General features: G+C 45.9%; 24 protein-coding genes. 6 read left to right on the top strand and 18 right to left on the bottom strand.

Features of this window, described 5'->3' with window-relative positions:
- Window positions 1–132: 132 nt before the first annotated feature.
- Complete coding sequence (tgt, locus tag C7Y66_RS22375) at window positions 133–1,236, bottom strand: tRNA guanosine(34) transglycosylase Tgt (RefSeq protein WP_106547283.1); 1,104 nt, start codon at window positions 1,234–1,236, stop codon at window positions 133–135.
- Between the two features lie 132 nt (window positions 1,237–1,368).
- Window positions 1,369–1,968 (bottom strand): TetR/AcrR family transcriptional regulator, encoded by a 600-nt coding sequence (locus tag C7Y66_RS22370; protein ID WP_106547282.1) that lies wholly within the window; start codon window positions 1,966–1,968, stop codon window positions 1,369–1,371.
- 135 nt (window positions 1,969–2,103) lie between these two features.
- Between C7Y66_RS22370 and C7Y66_RS22365 the strand changes: the two genes are divergently transcribed.
- The 3 genes from C7Y66_RS22365 to C7Y66_RS22355 all read left to right on the top strand — a co-directional run bounded on the left by C7Y66_RS22365 (window position 2,104) and on the right by C7Y66_RS22355 (window position 3,630).
- Window positions 2,104–2,487, top strand: a complete 384-nt coding sequence (locus C7Y66_RS22365) for a Rid family detoxifying hydrolase (protein WP_106547281.1) — start codon at window positions 2,104–2,106, stop codon at window positions 2,485–2,487.
- A gap of 22 nt (window positions 2,488–2,509) precedes the next feature.
- The gene (locus C7Y66_RS22360) at window positions 2,510–2,977 is read left to right on the top strand and encodes a cupin domain-containing protein (protein WP_106547280.1); all 468 of its coding nucleotides are present in this window, start codon (window positions 2,510–2,512) and stop codon (window positions 2,975–2,977) included.
- Window positions 2,978–3,078: 101 nt separating this feature from the next.
- Complete coding sequence (locus C7Y66_RS22355; protein ID WP_015156181.1) at window positions 3,079–3,630, top strand: universal stress protein; 552 nt, start codon at window positions 3,079–3,081, stop codon at window positions 3,628–3,630.
- Between the two features lie 46 nt (window positions 3,631–3,676).
- Here C7Y66_RS22355 and C7Y66_RS30645 read toward each other — a convergent pair whose 3' ends face one another.
- From C7Y66_RS30645 to C7Y66_RS22350, 3 genes are all read right to left on the bottom strand, one after another.
- Window positions 3,677–3,859: a hypothetical protein gene (locus tag C7Y66_RS30645; RefSeq protein ID WP_146149850.1), complete on the bottom strand. Its 183-nt coding sequence runs from the start codon at window positions 3,857–3,859 to the stop codon at window positions 3,677–3,679.
- A complete protein-coding gene (locus tag C7Y66_RS31285; protein ID WP_015156182.1) occupies window positions 3,822–3,983 on the bottom strand; it encodes a hypothetical protein in 162 nt (53 codons plus the stop codon). Before C7Y66_RS31285 ends, C7Y66_RS30645 begins: the two co-directional genes overlap by 38 nt.
- Before the next feature lie 90 nt (window positions 3,984–4,073).
- On the bottom strand, window positions 4,074–5,036 hold the full coding sequence (locus C7Y66_RS22350) for a hypothetical protein (protein ID WP_106547279.1): 963 nt from the start codon (window positions 5,034–5,036) through the stop codon (window positions 4,074–4,076).
- 175 nt (window positions 5,037–5,211) lie between these two features.
- Between C7Y66_RS22350 and C7Y66_RS30640 the strand changes: the two genes are divergently transcribed.
- Window positions 5,212–5,490 carry a hypothetical protein gene (locus C7Y66_RS30640; RefSeq protein ID WP_146149849.1) on the top strand — a complete coding sequence of 93 codons (279 nt, stop codon included), beginning with the start codon at window positions 5,212–5,214 and terminating at the stop codon, window positions 5,488–5,490.
- Here C7Y66_RS30640 and katG read toward each other — a convergent pair.
- Both katG and C7Y66_RS22340 read right to left on the bottom strand, forming a co-directional pair.
- Window positions 5,487–7,673, bottom strand: coding sequence for a catalase/peroxidase HPI (gene katG, locus C7Y66_RS22345; protein ID WP_106547278.1), 2,187 nt, complete (start codon window positions 7,671–7,673; stop codon window positions 5,487–5,489). The genes C7Y66_RS30640 and katG overlap by 4 nt on opposite strands.
- Window positions 7,674–7,888: 215 nt before the next feature.
- Entirely contained in the window at window positions 7,889–8,086 is a 198-nt protein-coding gene (locus C7Y66_RS22340; protein ID WP_106547277.1) for a hypothetical protein, read from the bottom strand.
- Between the two features lie 530 nt (window positions 8,087–8,616).
- On the opposite strand from C7Y66_RS22340, the gene C7Y66_RS22335 reads away from it, so the two are divergent.
- Window positions 8,617–11,406, top strand: a complete 2,790-nt coding sequence (locus C7Y66_RS22335) for a cation-transporting P-type ATPase (RefSeq protein ID WP_106547276.1) — start codon at window positions 8,617–8,619, stop codon at window positions 11,404–11,406.
- Between the two features lie 7 nt (window positions 11,407–11,413).
- Here C7Y66_RS22335 and C7Y66_RS22330 read toward each other — a convergent pair whose 3' ends face one another.
- On the bottom strand, window positions 11,414–12,796 hold the full coding sequence (locus tag C7Y66_RS22330; protein WP_106547275.1) for a glycoside hydrolase 100 family protein: 1,383 nt from the start codon (window positions 12,794–12,796) through the stop codon (window positions 11,414–11,416).
- 32 nt (window positions 12,797–12,828) lie between these two features.
- Between C7Y66_RS22330 and C7Y66_RS33090 the strand changes: the two genes are divergently transcribed.
- Window positions 12,829–12,960, top strand: a complete 132-nt coding sequence (locus tag C7Y66_RS33090; RefSeq protein WP_255410043.1) for a hypothetical protein — start codon at window positions 12,829–12,831, stop codon at window positions 12,958–12,960.
- A 24-nt stretch (window positions 12,961–12,984) separates the two neighbouring features.
- Here C7Y66_RS33090 and C7Y66_RS22325 read toward each other — a convergent pair whose 3' ends face one another.
- The 10 genes from C7Y66_RS22325 to C7Y66_RS22280 form a co-directional block, all read right to left on the bottom strand.
- Window positions 12,985–15,621 (bottom strand): glucosidase, encoded by a 2,637-nt coding sequence (locus C7Y66_RS22325; protein WP_106547274.1) that lies wholly within the window; start codon window positions 15,619–15,621, stop codon window positions 12,985–12,987.
- 264 nt (window positions 15,622–15,885) lie between these two features.
- Window positions 15,886–16,293, bottom strand: a complete 408-nt coding sequence (locus tag C7Y66_RS32065) for a phospholipase D-like domain-containing protein (RefSeq protein ID WP_233222799.1) — start codon at window positions 16,291–16,293, stop codon at window positions 15,886–15,888.
- On the bottom strand, window positions 16,287–16,730 hold the full coding sequence (locus C7Y66_RS32060) for a hypothetical protein (protein ID WP_199197575.1): 444 nt from the start codon (window positions 16,728–16,730) through the stop codon (window positions 16,287–16,289). Before C7Y66_RS32060 ends, C7Y66_RS32065 begins: the two co-directional genes overlap by 7 nt.
- Window positions 16,731–16,783: 53 nt before the next feature.
- Window positions 16,784–17,275, bottom strand: coding sequence for a pentapeptide repeat-containing protein (locus tag C7Y66_RS22315; protein WP_106547273.1), 492 nt, complete (start codon window positions 17,273–17,275; stop codon window positions 16,784–16,786).
- 55 nt (window positions 17,276–17,330) lie between these two features.
- Window positions 17,331–18,140: an SDR family oxidoreductase gene (locus tag C7Y66_RS22310; RefSeq protein WP_106547272.1), complete on the bottom strand. Its 810-nt coding sequence runs from the start codon at window positions 18,138–18,140 to the stop codon at window positions 17,331–17,333.
- An 86-nt stretch (window positions 18,141–18,226) separates the two neighbouring features.
- Complete coding sequence (locus tag C7Y66_RS22305) at window positions 18,227–18,862, bottom strand: fasciclin domain-containing protein (protein ID WP_106547271.1); 636 nt, start codon at window positions 18,860–18,862, stop codon at window positions 18,227–18,229.
- A 112-nt stretch (window positions 18,863–18,974) separates the two neighbouring features.
- A complete protein-coding gene (locus C7Y66_RS22300) occupies window positions 18,975–19,616 on the bottom strand; it encodes a cyclopropane-fatty-acyl-phospholipid synthase family protein (protein WP_106547284.1) in 642 nt (213 codons plus the stop codon).
- A gap of 51 nt (window positions 19,617–19,667) precedes the next feature.
- A complete protein-coding gene (locus tag C7Y66_RS22295) occupies window positions 19,668–21,002 on the bottom strand; it encodes an APC family permease (protein WP_106547270.1) in 1,335 nt (444 codons plus the stop codon).
- On the bottom strand, window positions 20,999–21,694 hold the full coding sequence (locus C7Y66_RS22290; protein ID WP_015156197.1) for a cyclopropane-fatty-acyl-phospholipid synthase family protein: 696 nt from the start codon (window positions 21,692–21,694) through the stop codon (window positions 20,999–21,001). Before C7Y66_RS22290 ends, C7Y66_RS22295 begins: the two co-directional genes overlap by 4 nt.
- A 185-nt stretch (window positions 21,695–21,879) precedes the next feature.
- A complete protein-coding gene (locus tag C7Y66_RS22280) occupies window positions 21,880–22,599 on the bottom strand; it encodes a hypothetical protein (protein WP_106547269.1) in 720 nt (239 codons plus the stop codon).
- Between the last annotated feature and the right edge of the window lie 408 nt (window positions 22,600–23,007).

The following is a 23,007-nucleotide window of genomic DNA, read 5'->3' as shown; positions in this document are numbered from 1 at the left end:
CAGATGTGTATAAGAGACAGATCCAGCAATTCTTCTCATAAGAATTAGGGGATATTCTTTAAAAATTTAGAAATATATTTAGTGGGGGTGCACAGCTGTGCGCCCCTATCGTTTTATTAACGTGCCGCTCTGCTAACTCAACCACTGAGCAAATTCTGTCGTAAAGCGATCGCCAATTATTGCCTCTCGAATCTTTTGGGTAAACCGAACTAATTCTGTAATATTATGAATGGTCAACAGAGTATAAGCTAAAATTTCTTGCGATCGCACCAAATGAGAAATATACGCCCGCGTGAAATTTTGGCAAGTGTAACAAGGACAAGTTTCATCTAAAGGTTGAAAATCTTCCCGATATTGAGAATTTTTTAAATTCCACCGTTCCCCCTTTACCAAAGCTGCGCCATGACGGGCAAGGCGTGTAGGAATCACGCAGTCAAATAGATCCATACCAGACGCGATCGCTTGTGCCATTTCTTTATACGTCCCCACCCCCATCAAATATCTGGGTTTATCTACTGGTAGCATCGGAGTTGTAGCTTGTACGATCTTGGCAATTAGTTCTGGTGGTTCCCCTACACTCACTCCACCAATTGCATATCCAGGTAAATCTAACCCTGCCAAAGCCTCAGCCGCCGCCGCCCGTAAATCTGGGTAGACTCCTCCTTGGACGATGCCAAACAACGCCTGATCGGGGCGCTGGTGGGCGCTAATACAACGTTCTAACCAGCGGTATGTCCTTTGTGTCGCTGCTTCTACCTCCTCGCGACTGGCGGGATAGGGGGGGCATTCATCAAATGCCATAATCACATCAGCACCCAAAGCATTTTGGATTTGGATCGATCGCTCTGGGGTTAAATTAATCATCTGTCCGTCATGAGGCGATCGAAATATTACCCCATCATCGGTAATCTGCCGCATTTCGCTCAAACTGAAAACCTGAAAACCGCCAGAATCAGTTAAGATTGGTTGATTCCAGCGCATGAACTGGTGTAATCCCCCAGCTTTTTCGACAATCCTTTCCCCTGGTTGCAAATGCAAGTGATAGGTATTTGCCAAAACCATCTGCGCCCCTGTTTCCTGAAGTTGTGTGGGAGTGACGGTTTTCACATTTGCCAGCGTCCCTACGGGCATAAAGCGGGGAGTTTCAACCGCACCATGAGGAGTGTAAAAGACACCTGCACGGGCTTTAGTTTGGCTGCAACGAGTGGAAACTTGGAAGGAAAATTGCGTAGTCAATTCAGTTATCAGTAGAGAGTGGTGCGCGGTGCGTGGGGTGTTGCAGCGAGCGGCAAAGCGTATAAGCCGATATTAGCTGCGTCGTGGTACGTGAAAATACTTCTTATCTAATGACAAATGACCAATTACCCATTACCCATTACCATCGACTAATTGAGCAACAATAGGTTTCAATCTTACATCAAAACCTTCGATTCCAAATAACCGCCTTTGGGTAAATGCACCGTCAATTAATAGCAGGAGATGAACGCCTAACTGTTGAGGGTTCTCTACTCCCACTGCTTCAGCTAAAGACACTAGGCGAGCGCGAATTGCTATCCTATTAGCTACAGCTAATTGATGCGCCGGATGTTCTAGTTCCGGTAACTCCGATGCTGTCACCAAAAACGGACAACCATAACATTCGGGTTTTGCCAAATACTTGTCTAACCAGGCAAATAAAGCAATTATCTGCTGTTTCGGCTTGTTTGGGTGTCGGGCGATCGCAATTTCAAATAATCGCTTGAAGCTGTTTTGACGTTCCTCTAAATACGCCACAACTAAGTCATCCTTAGAAGGAAAGTAGCGGTATAGCGTCGTTTTGGCAACTCCTGACTGAGCAATAATCGTATCTACTCCTACTGCTCGAATTCCTTCGCGGTAGAACAGATCGTCAGCAACTTCTAGAATCTTCTGGCGGGTTGAGGTTTTGCGATCGCTTGGCATTGTTTTCTCTTCATCTTGGCATCTCATACGGGTAGTAGGGGCGTACAGCTGTACGCCCCTACCATATGCCTATTGACATGATACAGACCTGTCTGTTACATATTCTAATGATAGTAGCAATACAGACCTGTCTGTATTTATTAATAAAAATCATGTAAACCTATGCCCAAACGAGTCGTGTATGCGCCAGAAATAGCAATTCCTGTAAAAGCCTATTCTCAAGCGATCGATACAGGAAGTTTAGTATTTTGTTCGGGACAACTGGCATACGATGCTAAAAACGATGCAGTATTTTCAGAATCAGCGGCAGAACAAACTGATTATTTAATGCAGAACATTCAAGTGATTTTGGATGCGGCTGGTTTACAGTGGCAAGACGTAGTAAAGACGACTATTTTCTTGACCGATATGAATGATTTTGTATCCGTCAATGAAGTTTATGCCCGCTATTTCGATCTCGATCCTCCAGCGCGATCGACCATTGGTGTAAATGCATTAGCCAAGGGAGCCAAAGTCGAAATAGAAGTTATTGCTAGCAGAACTTAAAGTCTCAAAAGGAGTCAAAAATATGATAGCATTTGACTATAAAACAAAGCATGGTGAAAACTTTACTGTAGCTAATATAGGTAAGTTGTCGCAGCTACATCGTTTCTCCTTTCAACTGCCATCGAGAGTAATTGAAGTTGAAGGCAAGTTATTTATTAAGCAAATTGTAGATTTAACAAGTTGTGAAATCTCCTTCAATAAGCTACCAGCAAAAGCAGCAATTCCTTTCTACCACAAGCACAAGCAAAATGAAGAAGTTTATCTCTTCCTTCAAGGTGAAGGTGAATTTCAAATTGATGGTGAGATTTTTCCCATCAGTGAAGGAACAGTAGTACGAGTCGATCCTGATGGCGAGAGAACTCTTAGAAATATTTTAAATGAAGATTTGGTCTATATTGTTATTCAATCTCAGGCTAACAGTTACAAAGGACATACAATTTTGGATGGTGTTGCAATAGATAAAAAAGTGAATTGGGTAAATTCCGTTTAACATCCTCACAACTTCCTCAAAGTTTTTTACTAAGTTTGTAAATGGGTAGAGAACAGTAACCAATTACCAATTACCAACAATACATTTGGAGGTAACTTCATATGTTTCAAAAAATATTAGTAGCGCTCGATACTTCTAGCCTTAATCGCAGCGTTTTTGAGGAAGCACTAGGCTTAGCAAAGGCACTTAATGCTAGCGTCATGCTATTACACGTACTCTCTGCTGAAGAAGAGGGTAGCCCAGATATTTATATGATGTCCCATGCAGACTACTATCAGGGATATGGGATGAGTAGCGAAATCATCCAAATGCAGCGCCAGCGATGGGACGAGTTTGCAAATAAAGGACTGGAAATGCTGCAAAGTTTTACAGATGAAGCAACTGCGGCGGGAGTGAAAACGGAGTTTAGTCAGATAGCTGGTAGTCCTAGCCGTACTGTCTGCGAGTTTGCGCGAAATTGGCAAGCTGACTTAATTATTATGGGTCGTCGGGGTCACTCTGGTTTGAGCGAATTGTTTATGGGTAGTGTCAGCAACTACGTCCTGCATCACGCTCCCTGCTCCGTACTTACGGTACAACATTCAGCGGTGAATCGCGACACAGAAGCAGAACACGTTACACCTGCGATGAGACATTATCGATCGAGTAACTAATTGAAATTTTGCTAACGGCGATCGCTTACAGTTGTATCTACTTTGTCTACTTGTGGTGGAAAATGTAGACGGTACTGGGAGAAGCACTGTAGTTACCAGATAGATTGCGGATCGTAACGCGATCGCCATTTCTGACATTTACACCTTGCGATCGGAGAACGGATCGAGACGTGAAGACGCGAAAAGTTCTATCAATCAGCAGGCGCATCACCCGTTTTAGGAACTTCACCTGCTTCTGAAATAGGATCTTCTGGGTTTTCACTGTCCTCGACCGCAGGAGATTTCACTTCTACCTCTGGTGCCACTTTTTGTTGAACTTCAGAGGTGACTTTCTCTTGTTTTCGATCTGTCATAACTCCTATCCTCTTTAATTAGAACTGAAGTCCATTCTAAAAAGATTCTCAATATTCATTCCTCTTCCTAAAAGATTGTTTGTGGCTGCGTTATGAAAAATTCAAGCAGTGAATTGGTGGCAGATCTGAGGCGAACTGTTTCCATGTCAAGCCCGCATCCTCTGATAGGAAGATCTGACCTTTACTCGTACCAAAAACAGTTCTATCCTTTAACGCCACAAGGCTTCCCGTATCAATGTTGTGCGAAAACCACTGCGGCAAACCTCGATCGCACTTCTCGAAAGTCCCCGCTCGGTCGAGCGATCGCCGATAAATTGCTGCTTTAGCACCAGATGGACCGCTAGAGGTACTTATCAAGACCGTCTCACCACAAATAGCAACAGCGCGGGAGTACGTGGAGTGTAGGTTAGCTCGATCCAAGCTCCATGTATCGCCTCGATCTATACTCGTAGCCAATCCCTCTGCTGTAGCTGCTAGCACGACACCAGGACGATCTGGAACGGTTATGACTTGGTGAACATCCCAGTGCAAATTGATAGTTGGCTGCCACGAACGTCCGCGATCTTGGGAACGCAAGATGCCACCAACGTGTACGTTGGCATAAAGTTCGCCCGATTGTCCTCCTGCCATAGAGCGAACATCTGGCAACCCACCCCAAGGTGTATACCACTCGTCTCGCCCTTGAGCTGTATCAAAACTTTGGATGAATTCAATGCCACCATCTACAATCCAGAAAAGATGAGCATTAGATGTACCGACCAGAACTTTCCCACTCAGTGGCTGAATACAATTCAACTGCAAATCTTGAATACTTGGGGCTACTACTTGCCATTCACCCTCAGAATCGCGATGCCATACCGACTTGCCATCAACCACCGCCCATAGTCCGTTCAGGCTTGGAGCGATCGCGGTAACACCATGACCTTCCAGTTCAATCCACTGCTGGGATGCTGTAAACCATACCAAACCGTCAGATGTTCCTACTGTTAATGAATGCTCCTGGTTTACACCAGTTTCTTTTGACGCTATTTTTTGTTGCACAAATTCAGTCATATCTAGACTCCCTTTCCCGATCTCTCCGGTTGGCTCAGACAAAAGAGAATTGCGGAATTAACTTTCTAAACATATTTCTTTAGTTTCACTCTAGCACCTTCGGTAGTCCTACACAAGTAAGGTAGTAACCGCTGTGTCACTGTAATAGTTAGAGGCTCCCCGTCTCCCAGTATGCTTGCTCGTTGCGCCATTGCTCAATCACTTCCTCACTCATCCAGAAGCTAATACTGCCTCAATGCCCTTCGGACGCACTCAATCTCGCAAGTCTCGCTGCTCCACTGAGGGAATAAAACTGGCAACGTACAAGTCAGGGTCTAAAGCTAGGGCGGCGTTTCAACTTGTCTTGAAACGCCGCCCTCATTATTGTCTCTGGCTTTCACCTGCGCTCAGGATTTCTACAGGTTGGCGTAGCCTCAACCTGCGATCGCCCAATGACCGTGGAAGTTACGCTTAGAAGCGGTCGAGGTTCATCACCTTGTCCCACGCTGCCACAAAGTCATGCACAAACTTCTGCTGCGAATCCTCAGAACCGTAGACTTCCGCGAGGGCGCGTAGCTGAGAGTTTGAGCCGAAGATAAGGTCAACACGGGTAGCAGTCCACTTGAGTTCGCCTGTCTTGCGACTGCTCCCCTCGAACTCATATTCATCTTCAGCGATCGCTTTCCATGTCGTGCCCAGGTCAAGCAGGTTAACGAAGAAGTCATTGGTCAACGTCTCTGGGCGATCGGTGAAGACACCGTGTTTGGACGCTCCAAAGTTCGTACCCAGGACGCGCAAGCCGCCCACGAGAACCGTCATCTCAGGGGCTGACAGAGTCAGCAATTGCGCCCGATCGACTAGCAACTCCTCAAGCGATTCGCTGTGTTTGCCGCTAGAGTAGTTGCGGAACCCGTCCGCGGTTGGCTCAAGCACGGCGAAGGACTCGACATCCGTTTTCTCTTGCGACGCATCCGCACGTCCAGGCTTGAAGGGAACTTTGACCTCATGCCCAGCGTTCTTCGCCGCTTGTTCAATGCCCACGCATCCGCCCAGAACGATCGAGTCAGCGAGCGAAACCCGCTTTCCGCCAGACTGTGAGCTGTTGAATTCTTCTTGGATCGCCTCCAGGGTTTGCAGCACTGTTGCCAGTTGGGTCGGCTGGTTGACTTCCCAATCCTTCTGAGGCGCAAGACGAATGCGCGCTCCGTTCGCTCCACCGCGCTTGTCAGACCCACGGAACGTTGATGCCGATGCCCAGGCAGTCGAAACGAGTTGTGAGACAGACAGTCCCGAAGCAAGAATCTTGCCTTTGAGCGCGGCGATGTCCTGCTCATCAATCAATTCATGGGTGACTGCGGGGATGGGATCTTGCCACAAGAACTCTTCCGCTGGCACCTCTGAACCGAGATAGCGCGATCGGGGACCCATATCGCGATGTGTCAGCTTGAACCACGCCTTGGCAAATGCGTCGGCGAACTCATCTGGGTTCTCATGATAACGCCGTGAAATCGGCTCGTAGATGGAGTCCATCTTCATAGCCATGTCCGCCGTGGTCATCATAGGAGCGTGCCGCTTCGACGGATCGTGCGCGTCAGGCACTGTATCCGCGCCAGCACCGTTCTTCGGTTTCCATTGCCACGCACCAGCGGGACTCTTTGTCAGCTCCCAGTCATATTTGAATAGGGTGTCGAGATAGGTGTTGTCCCACTGCGTTGGAGTAGGAGTCCATGCACCTTCAATACCGCTAGTGATCGCATCAACGCCTACACCCGTGTTGAAAGCGCTCTTCCAGCCGAGACCCTGCTCTACAATGCTTGCCCCCCCAGGCTCATGACCTACGTGCGACGATTCGCCCGCACCATGACATTTGCCAAAGGTATGTCCACCGGCAACCAGCGCCACCGTTTCTTCATCGTTCATCGCCATCCGACCAAAGGTTTCGCGAATATCGCGCCCTGAGCCGATCGGATCGGGTTCGCCGCTTGGTCCTTCTGGGTTCACGTAGATCAGACCCATCTGAACGGCAGCGAGGGGATTTAAAAGCACTCGATCGTCGTCGTAACGCTCGCCACCTAGCCAGGCTTTCTCAGAACCCCAGTAGATGTCTTCCTCTGGTGCCCAGATGTCCTCGCGCCCGCCGGCAAAGCCGATCGTCTTGAAGCCCATCGACTCAAGCGCGCAGTTGCCAGCGAAGATCATGAGGTCAGCCCAGGAGATTTTCTTGCCGTATTTCTGCTTGATTGGCCAAAGCAACATGCGCGCCTTGTCGAGGTTAGCATTGTCGGGCCAACTGTTGAGCGGCTCAAACCGCTGGCTACCCGACCCTGCGCCGCCGCGACCGTCACCGATCCGATACGTACCTGCGCTGTGCCACGCCATCCGAATGAAAAGAGGACCATAATGACCGTAGTCGGCTGGCCACCAGTCCTGAGAGGTAGTCATCAGCTCAAAGATATCTGCCCTCACAGCCGCTAAGTCGAGCTTCTTGAATTCCTCAGCGTAGTTGAACGCCTCACTCATGGGATTAGCCTGGGGTGAGTGCTGGTGGAGGATGCTCAGATTCAAATACTTCGGCCACCAGTCTCGGTTCGACGGCATATGACGAGCCGTAAGTTTCTGACCTCCGCCCGTAAACGGGCATCCGCTCTCGCTGCTCATATTATCTCCTGTCTTTGGAAAAACGCTAATCTACAGTTGCAAATTGGAGCTACCGAGAAAGCGATTTAAATTGCCATGAAATAGTCACGAATTTAATCATAATCGGTATGAGTCCGTTTTAGCAGCACCCTTAAACTATTGTAATAAGTGCGCTCGGCTTTGTTGCATAAATAAATTGAGAGCGCCCTTCCCTCTTCTAGAGAGAAATTAGTTTTTTACTTTGTAGCTATTGGGCTTACCCAGTTGAGTTCGATCGGCAGCGCCAACTCTACCGAAAAGAGAGCGATCGCAAATAGCAGTTTGTCTCTAGGGGTGAGGAAGCCGCGTGTGAATAGGCGTTCTATAGCAGTTCTAAATGATTTGTAAAGTAGGCTTTTAGCCTGCCGCAGGCTAAAAGCCTGCTTCACGTTCATGAATCAAATAGGATTGCTATAGGAAATAGCTAGTAAATTTTGTTAACGGACAAAAATTGTGTTTGCAAGATGCAGAGAGAATCGTCAGAGTCAGAATTTTTGCTCCCGCACTCAACGCTACTTTAAGCTTTTGTTGTTTTCTCCCTACTGGTAGTTTCCATTTCAATAGGAGTGCAGAACGCTTGAATCACGGTAGTTGGTGTAGGTAACGGCATCACGTTACACTTTCGCACTCAGAGGACGTGCGATCGCACTTTATAACAAATGTAGTTTCTATTAATACCTCGATAGCCAGATAAATTTATCCTTAGTTAAGAGATGAAACAAAACTGCGCTCAGCTTTCACTCAAAATTACCTAAATTTGAATTATTGGTATTTTTTTGTCACTTTCTCATCATATTTATCTCTAAAACTGAAATAAAAGATGTCATTTATCCTAGTTAGGGTTAGCAATTATGTTGTCCATCATTTGCCTTATTTGGTCTCTTGCAAAAGCCTTGCACTTTAATTAACGCCATAGAAACAAACAATGACAACCTCTGCAACAGGTAGCCAATTAGAACCTCAATATCACGAACTTGCAGCCCAGGCAGTAGCCCACTCGCTGAATACTAACTCAGTTAGGGGCTTAACAGCAGCAGAAGTTAGGCAACGGTTGAACCAGTATGGGGAAAACGAACTCAAGGCTAAACCAGGTAAACCAGCATGGTGGCGCTTTTTATTGCAATTCAACCAGCCGCTACTTTATATCTTATTAATCGCCGGAATCATCAAAGCCTTTTTAGGTTCTTGGACAAATGCGATCGTGATTTGGGGTGTAACGGTAATTAACGCGATTATCGGTTTCGTGCAAGAATCAAAAGCAGAAGGGGCGATCGCCGCTTTAGCGCAAGCCGTCACTACAGAAGCTACCTTATTACGCGACGGACAAAAGATTCGCATTCCCTCACGAGAAATCGTACCTGGAGATATCGTCATGCTGGCTTCTGGCGATAAAGTGCCAGCCGATCTGCGCTTGGTAAATAGCCGGAACTTGCAAGTAGACGAATCAGCCCTCACGGGCGAATCTGTCCCAGTGGAAAAGTCAACCGCTCCACTTCAGCCTGACGCTCCTTTAGCAGAACGGCTTAACATGGCATATGCAGGTAGCTTTGTTACCTTCGGACAGGGAAGCGGTATTGTCGTAGCAACAGCAGGCAATACGGAGGTAGGGCGCATTTCCCAAACCATCGAGCAACGGAGTAACCTGAGTACGCCCTTAACTCGCAAGTTTGACAAATTTAGCCGCACGTTACTCTACGTCATTTTAGGGCTGGCGGCGCTCACGTTAGCAGTAGGGTTGGGTCAAGGACAGACCTTTGCCGGAATGTTTGAAGCGGCTGTTGCCTTAGCAGTCAGTGCCATTCCTGAAGGACTACCAGCAGTGGTAACGGTGACGTTGGCAATTGGAGTCAACCGCATGGCACGCCGCCACGCGATTATCCGCAAGCTACCTGCGGTAGAAACTTTAGGCGGTGCAACAGTCATTTGCTCTGATAAAACAGGAACGCTAACCGAAAACCAAATGACAGTGCAAGCGATTTACGCTGGAGGCGATCGCTTTACTGTTAGCGGTACGGGTTACAGTCCAGAAGGGGAGATAAGAGAGCTGAGGGAGATAAGAGAGCTGAGGGAGCTGAGGGAGAGGTTGCCTGTAGCTCTGGAAGAATGTTTAATCGCTGGGTTGTTGTGCAACGACTCTCACTTAGAAGAAAAAAACGATCGCTGGGTAGTCGTGGGCGATCCGACGGAAGGAGCTTTGATTGCAGTTGCTAAGAAAGCAGGGTTGAGTCAGTCCGAATTAGTAGAGTCAATTCCCAGAGTGGATGCAATTGGGTTTGAATCTCAGTTTCAGTACATGGCGACGTTGCATGAACTGGGGAGTGGGGAGTCGGTACGGGTGGGTTTAGAAACCCGCCCGTACGGGAGTGGGGAAGAATCTAAAGTTATTTATGTCAAGGGTTCTGTAGAAGCAATTTTGAGCCGCACTCGGCAAATGCTGGATCGAAACGGCAACTCTATTTCCATCAACCGCGCCGAAGTCGAACAGCAGGTTGAGTTAATGGCAAAGCAGGGATTACGAGTGCTGGCTTTTGCCAAAAAAACAGTAGGGGATAACCAGACTTCTGTAGACCATAACGATATCGAATCCGATCTGGTTTTTATCGGCTTGCAGGGAATGATCGATCCACCACGCGCTGAAGCGATCGCCGCAGTACGCAACTGTCAGTCGGCAGGAATTGACGTGAAGATGATTACGGGCGACCACATTACCACAGCGAAAGCGATCGCCCTCCGCATGGGTTTGCAAAAAGATGGCAGGGTGGAGGCATTTGAAGGGCAGCAACTCGCCCAAATGGACGATCGCGAATTGGCGCAGGCGGTAGAAGACGGGGTAGTTTTTGCCAGAGTCGCCCCAGCCCAAAAATTGCGGTTGGTAGAAGCATTACAAGCCAAAGGCGAAATTGTTGCCATGACGGGGGACGGGGTAAATGATGCCCCAGCACTAAAACAAGCCGATATTGGCGTAGCGATGGGTGGTGCGGGAACGGATGTTGCTAGGGAAGCCGCCGATATGCTGCTGACGGATGATAACTTTGCTTCGATTGAAGCCGCAGTAGAGGAAGGACGGACGGTATATCAGAACTTACGCAAGGCGATCGCGTTTATCCTCCCTGTCAACGGTGGCGAGTCGATGACGATTTTAATTAGTGCTTTACTCGCCAGAGATCTACCAATTCTGTCCCTCCAAGTCTTATGGTTAAATATGGTCAACTCAGTGGCGATGACAGTACCGCTGGCATTTGAACCCAAATCTGAAGGGGTGATGCGCTCATCCCCACGCAACCCAAGAGAACCGCTAATCTCAGGAAAACTGTTACAGCGGATTTTGGCAATTTCTGGCTTCAACTGGATTCTGATTTTCGGTTTCTTCGAGGGGGTACGTCAAAACACGGGAGATGTCACCTTGGCGCGGACGATGGCAATTCAAGCTTTGGTTGCAGCCAGGATCGTGTATTTGTTGAGTATCAGCCATTTAGGGAAAGCGATCGCGCTGAAAATCCGTGGTAGAAAAGTTTCGATTAGTGGTACAAAGGCGATCGCGCTGGGTATTCTTGCCGCAGTCTTATTGCAAATTGTCTTCAGTCAATGGAGTGTCATGAATAATTTATTTGCTACCGCACCATTGAATTTGAATCAATGGTTAATCTGTCTGCTTCCGGCTTTACCGATGATTCCTTTGGCGATTTTGGTTAACTGGATCGATCGCCCTGAGTAGATCGACCCTACCACACCTTACAATCTGAACTTTCAACTCCCTCCTCAAAGCTGAATAATTCAATGTGCTTCGGATTATTCATTACCTCTTTTGCTGCTAGCAATCCGGCGATCGTCCAAGTTTGATAAGTTCTCGCTTCTTTGCCGATCAAGCGCCCATTTTTACCGTCATAATATTCGGGATATTTATCTTGAACCAAGCGAGTTTCAGCCAGCGCGATCGCTCTAGTCGCTAGTTCTATTCGTCCTGTTTTTTGGGCTGCGGCAGCAAATAACCATAGTATTGTAGCCCAACTACCGCCATTATGATAAGACCAAGGGAGATTTTTGGGATCGCATCCAGTCACGATCCGCCACTCTAATCCTTCTACAGCGGGAAAGCAAATTTTCAAAGGCATAAATCCAATTAGATCTTGCCAGCGTTGTTCAAATAGATCCATAATCTTTTGAGATTCTGCTTCGCTTGCTAAAGAAACTAGAATTGCCAGCAGATTTCCCAATGAAAAGAAGCGAAAATCCATCAGTCCTGGACCCAAATTTCCGGCTAAATAGCCTCCGGTTTCGGGCAACCACTCGGTTAACCAATTGGGAATTGATTCGGCATAAATGTTGAATTTATTCGCAACTTCTTGACCAAACTCATCACTTTTATAGCGGTAAATTTCATTCAACCGTTGCAAATCTATCCAATAATATTCGCGGACGTGGTAATTTAAAGCACCAAGTCGCTGCTTGACTGCATCAAGATAGCGATCGCCGCCATTTTCTGGCAACAACAAATCTTTTGCCGTCCGCAAAGCCGCATAGAATAATACTTGAATTTCTAAAGGATGCCCGTCAACCCCCATGCGACGGTCAATCATAAACGAGCCATCGAGAACTGGAAGAGTAGGATACATGGCGAACCGATGCACCAAACATAAATCGAGAATCAGTTTTATTCCCTCTTGAAATTCTGGCTGATGAGCTAATTCAATATCTCCTGTGGTTTTGATATAAGCTCTTAGTAATAGCAGCCACCACAGACAAGAATCGACAGGAGGAACGCGGGCAATCGCGCTTTCGCCAAAATCAGATTCTATATATTCTTTGTCGCCGTCATGTTCCACCTTAAAGCTAGCAGGCATTAAGCCTGGTCCTGGCGCAAAGCAATCCATTTCGCGATCGTGATTTTGTTGCATGGCTAGCGTTTCGATTAAGAAATTACGCACGATTTCTGTTTTGCGATGCATCAGAAATACTAAGGCTGAGGGGACGAAATCGCGGATGAAACACTGGTCGTAGTTGAGTGCTTCTAGTGCTGGATCTTGAGCCGCCAGCGTGCCAATTGGTCGTCCTTGATAGTAGATGATGGAGTCTTCTAGTAGTTTCCAGGCTTCTTTTTCCCACATAGTTTTGTTTTGATAAGGTGTTTTGAAGATTTGTGTCGCGCAAAGACAAGCCAGTGCGTTGCGGAGCCAGCGCCGTGCGGGGGTTTCCCCCGAGTCCCGCGACTGGCGTGAGGTTTCCGCGCCCTGTAGCACCTGGCGTGCAGGGGCGCGAAGAAAGGCGATAAAGATAAGAAGAAGTCGCGGCTGAATTACTTCATTTCTCCACTGTCGCGGATTAAGTTTGCTACTAATCCCGTCCAACCTGTTTGATGATTTGCTCCCAATCCTGCGCCGTTGTCGCCATGAAAGTATTCATAGAATAATAACAAGTCTTGCCAGTCTGGATGAGTTTGAAATATAGCGTTGCCACTATGAACAGGACGACGATTACTACTATCTCGTAAGAAAATTCTTGTCAATCTTTGAGACAACTCTGTAGCCACTTCTGCCAAATTCATCCATCTACCGGAACCAGTGGGACATTCAACTTTAAAGTCATCTCCTAAATAGTTATGAAATTTTTGCAGAGACTCAATGATGAGATAATTCATCGGAAACCAAATAGGACCGCGCCAGTTAGAATTCCCGCCAAACATCCCACTGGTAGATTCAGCCGGTTCGTAACTCACTTGATGCTGCTGACCGTCAACATTGAAAGTGTATGGGTTTTCTAGATGAAATTTCGAGACAGAACGAATGCCATACTCGCTCAAAAATTCGCCTTCATCTAACATTCTTTGCAAAATTAACTTGAGTTTTTCAGGGTTAACAATTGCTAGCAATCGTTTGCTTTCTTTTCCTTCGTCTGTCAAAGAGGCAATGTTCTCTTGCAGTTTAGGACGATTGTTAATAAACCACTCAAAGCGTTTTTTAAACCCTGGAAATCGCTCTAGTAAATCTGGTTCTAGAATCTCTACTGCAAATATGGGAACTAAACCCACCATCGAACGCACCTTGAGGTGATGGCGTTCGTCATGTGGAGAATGCAAGACATCATAAAAGAACTTGTCTTCATCATCCCATAGGTGAATCTGAGTTTCGCCAATGTGGTTCATTGCATCGGCAATATAGAGGAAATGCTCGAAAAATTTACTGGCGATATCTTCATAAGTAGAGTTAGTTTTTGCCAATTCTAATGCGATCGCCAGCATATTCAGACAATACATTCCCATCCAACTCGTACCGTCTGATTGTTCTAAATAGCCACCTGTAGGCAACTCAGCACTGCGATCGAAAATACCAATATTATCTAGTCCTAAAAATCCTCCTTGAAAGACATTATTGCCATCGTTATCTTTGCGATTTACCCACCAAGTAAAGTTGAGCAATAATTTCTGAAATACTCTTTCCAGAAAATCAGGATCGGCGCGATCGTAAATATCTCGTTCAATTTGATAAACTCGCCATGTTCCCCAAGCATGAACGGGAGGATTGACATCGCTAAAATGCCATTCATAAGCTGGAATTTGCCCGTTAGGATGCATATACCATTCCCGTGTCAGTCTATCCATTTGGCGCTTGGCAAAATCTGGATCGATTGTTGCTAAAGGAATAACATGAAAAGCTAAATCCCAAGCCGCAAACCAGGGAAATTCCCATTTATCGGGCATAGAAAGAATATCATCATTAAATAGATGCATCCATTCTTGATTGCGAGCATTATGTCGCTGTGGAGTCGGTTGATTTGGATCGCCATTTAACCAATCTTCTATGATGTAATGATAAAACTGTTTCGTCCATAACAAGCCAGCAAAAGCTTGACGTTGTACGTTATGGCAATCTGCTAATAGGCTTGGAGAAATTCGTTGATAAAATTCATTTACTTCTTGTTTACGAGCTTGCAAAATTGTATCAAACTCTAAAAATGGATGTGTTAGCTTACCAAGATCGCTGAGTCTTAATCTTATTACTTGTTCTTCACCTGCACCAATATTTAATGAGTAATAGCAAGCCGCTTTCGTACCTATTTGCTGCGGATTAATGGATGTTTCAAGACCTTCTACAACATAATCATTTATGCCATCTTTGACATAATCAGATTTGTTACTAACTCCAAATAGTTTTTGATAGTTAGTCTCATTTTCTGTAAATAATAGCTTGCCACCATTTTGACAATACAACCATCTTTTCCCCAAAGTTGGATGAGCAGCTTCAATAGCACAGGCAAGAAGATCGGGCTTCATGACTTGAAGTGATGGTTTTTCGCTCTGTTTATCCCAAGCCCAAGTATTGCGGAACCAGAGAGTAGGTAAGAGATGAAGTGTTTTTTCTTCCGAACTACGATTGACAACTGTAATTTGAATTAAAATATCTTCAGGAGAGTTTTTAGCATATTCGACAAACACATCGAAGTATTGATTATTGTCAAATATACCAGTATCAACTAATTCAAATTCCGGCTCGTAGTATCCTCGTTGCTGATTTTCTTGCACCAATTGCGTGTAAGGAAATGCTGATTGAGGATATTTGTAGAGATATTTCATATAGGCATGACTGGGAGAATTGTCAAGATAAAAATAATATTCTTTGACATCTTCCCCATGATTGCCTTCAGGTCCAGCTAACCCAAATAATCTTTCTTTCAGGATTGGATCTACTCCATTCCAAAGCGCGATCGCAAAACAAAGTCTTTGATGATTGTCAGAAATTCCCGCAATCCCATCTTCTCCCCAACGATAGGCGCGACTCCGAGCGTGTTCGTGGGGAAAATAATCCCAAGCATTACCATTCTGGCTATAATCTTCGCGTACAGTTCCCCATTGGCGATCGCTTAAATATGGACCCCAGCGCCGCCAGTATGCTTGACGGGTGCGATTTTCTTCCAGTCTTTTTTCTTCTGCGGTCATGTTTTTACTCCATGAACTGAAATAAAGTCAAAAGTCAAAAGTTAAAAGTCAAAACATTTCAAGTAGGGTAGGTATTGCCCATCATGAGTTACATAAGCCAATTGTGGTAAGCATTGCCTACCTGAAAATTATTAAGATTTACCTATAGTAGTTCTAAATGATTTGTAAAGTATACTTCTAGCCTGCGGCAGGCTAGAAGCCTGCTCCACGTTCATGAATCAAATAGGATTGCTATACAACTAATTTAAATTTCTCACTAAACTACTACAACAAAGGCTTGAAAATCAGCCCTATTTGACCGAGTAACTTCTCTGTTACTGAACGATTTTGCCATTCTATGCGAGTAAGACAATTGCTATTATCCAAAGCGTTTTGAAATAAATTGTCTGTTTTTTCAATTAATTGAGTATTGTTAGTAGAAATATTTAATTCGTCATTGTGATGATAGCTGCGGGGGTCAAAGTTTGCACTGCCCGTACTTACCCAGTCATTGTCAATTAAAGCTAGTTTAGCGTGCATCATACTTGGTTGATATTCGCAAACTTGCACCCCAGCTTCTAGTAGTTCGCCGTAGAGGTCGCGAGAAGCAAAACGTACAATTGGCTTATCATTCTTCTGTCCCATTGTCAGAACGCGCACGTCAACCCCCTTTTGCCTGGCTTGAATTAGCACGTTGCGCGTATTGCGATCGGGGACAAAAAAAGTTGTACTTCCACGCCTGCTTGAGCGCGATCGCTGAGTGGGGCAGCAAATTCATCAGCACGACGACCAGGGGTCATGTAGTATGTTTCAAAGTGAATCGTGCGTTTGGCGCTCTTGATAGCATCTATGCGAGCAGCATAAATAGCATCTGCTCCGCTCCAATAGTCAGTCAAGCGACCGCTAGTAGGTAAAGCATTGGATAAACTTACTACTAGTAGTGGAAAACGGGGCTCTTCTAAACTAAGTCCATTGGTAATTTTATACTCGACTTCCGAGCGAAAAAACCCTCTCAGGTAGAGAAAGCCCAAGCAAAGAATTGCCAAAGCAAGGACTCCTCCACCAATCCACCACCACAGCTTTTTCTTTGCTGCGCGACGGTTTGCCAATTGCCGTTGTCTAGTCTGCATTTCTAGCCTAGTAATTTCCAGTTATTTCAAAATGCAAAGCTGAAGCAGGCAAATCACCTATTTCTAACTGTGCCATCAGGCATGACTGTGTTCTCAAATTCTGCTTGTTGTAAATTTGCTCCCGTGATGTTGGCTTTGGTAAGATTTGCTCCTTCTATGTCTGCTCGCTGGAGACTAACTTGTTGTAAATTAGCCGACTGTAGGTTTGCCTTTTCTAGATCGGCGCGAATCAGATTAGCTCCTTGTAGGTTAGCACCTTGTAAGTTAGCTTCTTCTAAATCTGCATTTTGTAAATTAGCATTCTGGAGATTAGCACCTTGTAAGTTAGCTTCGTCCAAATCTGCGTTTTGTAGATTTGCCCCACTCAAGTTACAACCAGGACATTGTTTAGTTTTTAGCAATTTTTGTACTTCAGAAGATTGAGCTTGAGTTTGGGCTTGAGCGATCGCTTCAGGTATTTGATTCAGGGAAAATCCAGCAACGAGTGTCACAAAGGTTGCTGTTACACTCCAGAATTTCAATGTTTGTGAAGTTAATCCATTCATTTTCAATTCTCAACGTTTAACTTTTAACTTTTAACTTTTGACTTTTGACTGTCAATCAGGCTGACCATGCCTCGCGAAAATCGGCGTACAAAGTCAAACCACCATCGACAAATAGAGTTTGTCCGGTGATGTAGGCGGCTTCATCCGAAGCTAAAAAAGCAACTGCTGCTGCCATTTCTTCGGAAGTACCAGCACGACCCATCGGAATGTGACTTTCAACGAGCGCCTTCTTTTCTGGGTCATTTGTCCAGGCTTCGTTAATTGGTGTAACTGTTGCGCCTGGAGCGACGGCATTAACTCGAATTCCTCGATTGGCATACTCTAAAGCTAGGGTTTTGGTCATATTTTCCATCCCACCTTTGCTGATGGAATAGCTGACATACATCGGTCTGGGAATAATTTCGTGAACGCTGGAAATGTTAATAATAATTCCAGAACGATTCTGGGATAGTAATTGTTTGATAGTTTCGCGGGCGCACAAATAAGCACCGCGCAAATTAACTGTTAACACTCGATCGAATTCTACCGTTTCAATTTCGTGGGAGGGAGATTCAGTTTGAATTCCAGCATTGTTGACCAGAATATCTAAACTACCAAATCTTTCAACTACAGTATTGACCATGCTGATGATGTCTTCTTCTTTCGAGACATCTCCCTGTACCAGCAGAGATTTCACGCCGCAATTTTCCACGTCTCCACATGCTTTTTGCATTGCCATTTCTTCTGTATCTTCTGCCGCATCAGGACTTTTGCGGTAATTGATGGCAATATTGCATCCTTCAGAGGCGAGGCGAATGGCGATCGCTTGTCCAATCCCCGAACTTGCACCAGTCACCAGTACGTTTTTGCCTTTTAATCCCTTCATAGAGTTATTCCTTCATCTCTACGTATCATCTTCTTGTAGAGACGCAGAATTTTGCGTCTCTCAACCGAATTAGATAGAAAAGCGAATTAGATAGAGAAATTGGGTGGTAAGATGACGCGATCGACAATGTGGATGACACCATTGCTAGCAGGAATGTCTGCCTGGGTCACGGTGGCATCATTCACTGTTACTTGGTTGGCTGTTTGGTCAACTTGAACGTTAACGTTTGCACCTTCTACCGTTTTCACGTCTCCCGATTGCAACTGATTGGCGCTCACTTGACCAGGAACGACATGGTAAAAAAGAATCTGCGCTAGTTGTTGGCGATTTTCTGGTTGTAGTAGCCTTTGGCGAGTTTCTGCGGGAAGGGCATTAAAGGCATCATCTGATGGTGCAAACACTGTGTATGGACCTTGAAGTTCCAAGACTTCGTTAGCATCTGTTTCATCAATGACAGAAGCAAGGGTTTTCAGCGAAGGATTTGCCTGTACTACATCAACGACATGGTTGTCATCTGCCTCTGCTTGAGCGGCGGGAGGCGCAGTTGGAGCAGCAGGAGATTGTGTAGTAGCCCCTGGCGTAGCTTCCGCAGTCGGCGCAGTAGCAGGAGGTGTTTGTGCAGTTTGCTGAGGTTCGCAAGCAGCGATAATTGGCAAGATCGTCAGTCCTGCTGCCAATCCAGCTAATTTTTTGATTGAATTAGTTCGATTTTGAACCTTCATTGAATTATCCTTTATTATTTGTCATTGGTCACTGGTCACTGGTCACTGGTCACTGGTCACTGGTCACTGGTCGCTGGTCACTGGTCACTGGTCACTGGTCACTGGTCACTGGTCACTGGTCACTGCCCCTCTGCTCCCTTTCAGGTACAGTCCACAAGTAAATCGTTCTGCCGTCTACTTGCTCGACTCTTTCAGGTTTCCAATCGCCCATGCCGTAGTTGTGAGAAACAATGCGAGTACCTGGTTTGAGTTCTTGCAACAGCTTGGGACGCAGTTTGATGTTGTTCTCTGTCAGTAGATAGAGCGTCACTACTGTTGCTTCGCTCATGTCGGTTTTGAATAAGTCTGAGTTGCGAAACTGGACACGATCGCTCACTCCTGCTGCTTTGGCATTCTGATTCGCCTGTGCAACAAGTTCTGGATCGATCTCTATACCAACTCCTCGCGCTCCATATCTTTGGGCAGCCGTCACCGGAATTCGCCCATCACCGCTACCCAGGTCGTAAATTATGTCATCCTTGCCCACATTTGCTATTTTCAGCATTGCATCTACAACAGGTTGAGGTGTTGGAACGTAGGGAATACTGGACTGATATTCCTGGGGTGAAGTTGTCGGAGCTGTTGCTGGAGATTGAGTTGTCGAAGTCGGTGTTTGTGCCTCAGCTTTTAGTTCGGGTGGCGTGCATCCAGCTATGCCCAAGCTGACAACGCTTGTACTTGCAACTATTCCTAGTAGCATTTTTTGTAATTGCACGAGCCGCACTCCTTTCACTTGTGTTTGTAAAAAATCAACTATCGCTAAATGCTAATTGCTTTGATGCCATTGCCACAACGGGATACCGAGTCCTACCACCAAAATGCTCGCGATCGCCCCGATGCCCGTGTACGCCAAACTGGAATAAAACAGATAGGCACAGACAGCACAAAAAAGTAGGGGTGTCAAAGGATAAAGCGGGACTTGAAATGGACGCTGAACGTCGGGTTCTCGCATCCGCAGTACCAACAGCGAAATTCCAGTTAAGAGAAAAAAGAACCAAAATACGGGAGCGGTAAAGTCTACCATCGTTTCAAAGCCTCTACGAGTCAGCGTGCCTAGTACCACTAACGCTATGGCGATCGCTCCCTGTACAAGCATTGCACCAGTAGGAGAACTACGTGACCCAGACGATTTAAGAAAACTCAGTCGGGGAAAATCTTGCCCCAAAGCATAGTTGGAACGTGCGCCAGTGAAAATTGTGGCGTTGAGCGAACCCAAACTGGCAATGACTATGAGCAGACTAATAATTATTGCACCGCGCTCGCCCAAGGCTTGCTGCATCAAATCTGCTGCTACTGCTTGAGACTGTCCCATTGCCTCTAATCCCAACCCTTTAAGGTAAGCTAAGTTGACTAGAAAATAAATAACTGTAATGATGCCGATACTCCAGAGCAACGACCGGACAATATTGCGTTGTCTATTCTGAATCTCGGCTGAGATGTAAGCTGCTTCGTTCCAACCGCCGTAGGATAGCAAAACAAATAGCATTGCCAATCCCCAGCCTCCAGAGTTGGTTGATTCTGTAGCGGGAATTGAAGTAGGGGTAGCAAAGGCGATGCCGATAATGGCTATGAGCAACAATCCCAGCACCGTAGCAACCGTAAGTAAGTTTTGCGTCCGCTTGCCCTGTTGCAGACCAAAAATATTGAGAGTCGTGAATAGAGCGATTGCACCTGCTGCATAAACTGAGGCAGAAAACGTACCCAAACCCAAGATTCTAGAGGCATAGTCGCCAAAAACAAATGCCAAAAGCGCAATTGAACCAGTTTGAACAACTGTCATTCTCGCCCAGGCAAACAAAAAAGCTACTCTCTGCCCGAAGCTGCGCTTGAGGTAATAGTAGTTCCCTCCCACATGAGGATATGCCGTTGCCAGCTCTGCATAACACAATGCTCCGACCAGAGATATCGCACCTCCTACCAGCCAAGTTAGCATCAGTGCTGCATTACTACTGACATTAGCAGCAACTAGAGCAGGGGTTTCAAAAATCCCCGCGCCAATGACAATCCCTACAATCAGGGCAACTGCATCGACAAATGCCAGTGATGGTTTTGGAGAGGCGACTTTGGCGATCGCAGCTTGACTGTGTTGTTTGCGTCTCATGCTAGGTAGTGGACTGGTGCGGAAGTATCTTCTGTTCGTGCTTTGTCAGGATTGTTTTGAGAGTGGAAATTTTTCGGCACGCGATCGGGTATGACCCAGTAGTAAATGGTTCTGCCACCCACTCGTTCAACTCTTTGAGGTTTCCAATCACCCATACCGAAAGCGTGGGAGACAATCCGAGTTCCTGGCTGGAGTTCTCTGAGCAATTTCGAGCGCAGCTTGAGATTGACAGCAGGTAAAAGGTAGAGGGTGACTACCGTGGCATTGCTCAAATCTGCTTTAAACAAATCTTGTTGACGAAACTCTACCAAGTTAGTAACTCTAGCCTCTCTTGCGTGGGTATTTGCTTCTTGGATGCGCCTGGGATTAATATCTATACCCACACCCCTAGCACCATACTTTTGTGCTGCGGTAATGACCAACCGTCCATCACCACTACCGAGGTCATAAACCACATCGTTGCGGTTGACTTTGGCAATTTCTAGCATTCGCTCTACCACAGGTTGAGGTGTCGGTACGTAGGGAACGTCAAGTTGCCGTTGTAAAATCCGCACGCCAGGAGTAGATTCTGTTTGGTTGTCCGTGCCAAACTGACGCTGTTGAGTGCAGCCGACAAATACCAAGCTACTAATACAGATTACGAGTAACTGTAGCATCCGTCGTTGCTGCATAGTCAGTATATTTCCCTCCATCCAATCGAGCTAGTTTTACAACAACACAAATTTACAGTTTTGCTAGTGGGGCAGGTGCTGGCGGGCGAGTCTTTGCAGAAAACGCTTTTTGAGCTTAATTTCTCTCCACCAGCGAGGAGCGGCATTAACAATCTGCTTCTAGTTTTCAAACCAAAAATGATGACAATATGACAACTCGATAGTTCTTACAATCCTTCAAAGTTGTAACCAACACCGATCGTCAGTCCTACACTAGTACTGTCAAAGAAGCCGACATTCACACCAGCATTTGCTGTCAGTCGATCGCCTAGAGGTACGTCAGCACCAGCAGTGAGCATTGGTCCTACATCGCTGTTGTCTCCTGTGGCGATCGCTAAACCACCTCCTACGTATGGTGCAAAACTAGAGATTGCTTCTGTCGCTACCCCTGTAGGTTGCACGGTAAAGTCATAAGTAATTGGAATCAGAAAGGTAGTGTCATCCCCAATGACAACAGCAGGACGGGCAGAGACAGCTTCGGTGAATCCGATTTTACTGATAACTGTGAAGTTGCCGATACCCAAAGCCGTGTCGCCACCGCCTAGACCGATGTTGCCGCCGACTCCTACATAACTAGAACCACCACGGGTAGCTCTACCTGGTTCAATTGCACCTGGTGTGGTTTGAGTTGGTGTAGTTTCGGGTGTAGTTGCAGGTGGTTCTGTAGTGGGGGTAGTTGGTTGAGTGCTGGGGTATGTAGGGTCAACTTGAGCCACTGTTGAATTTGCCGAGTCATTTCTGAGTGCAGCAGCCGAAGTTGAAACTTTCGTGTCTTGAGTAGGATTGGAACTAGCAGTCTGAGCTTGGGCTGACAATCCGCCTGCTAACACACCTACGGTAGCGATGCCGACCGCAACAAAAATCTGCTTAATAGGTTTTGCGTTCACGAGCGTTCCCTCAAATGTTTCTAAAAGTAGTTAATAGCGCCATAAACTATGGCAAATGGTCAAAAATTAACTGATTTTTGTTTAGCTATTTTTTGTTCAGCTTTCTTTAGCATTACAATCAAAAATGATGAGAAAATGACAGCATAAAGATAAAAATTTATTTTTTTTAGAGTGTTTAATGAACCACGAACCGAGAGGTGTTGAGCTATAATCTGACTTCTGAGTTCTGACTCTTCTTTACTAGAAAAAAAGTTCTAACCCAGGATAGATATTTTTATGCGGTTGAGGATAATTCGTGTTTAATCCTCACATAGATTAGACCTCCTGCATGAATCAAAAAATCATGGATGTCATTCTGTTGGCGAAGCCTTCCCGAAGGGTACGCAACGCAGTGTAGTGAAGCATCTC

It is taken from the genome of Chroococcidiopsis sp. CCALA 051, from assembly GCF_003015105.1.
Lineage (GTDB): Bacteria > Cyanobacteriota > Cyanobacteriia > Cyanobacteriales > Chroococcidiopsidaceae > Chroococcidiopsis > Chroococcidiopsis thermalis.
This window is presented reverse-complemented; position numbering and strand designations above follow the sequence as displayed.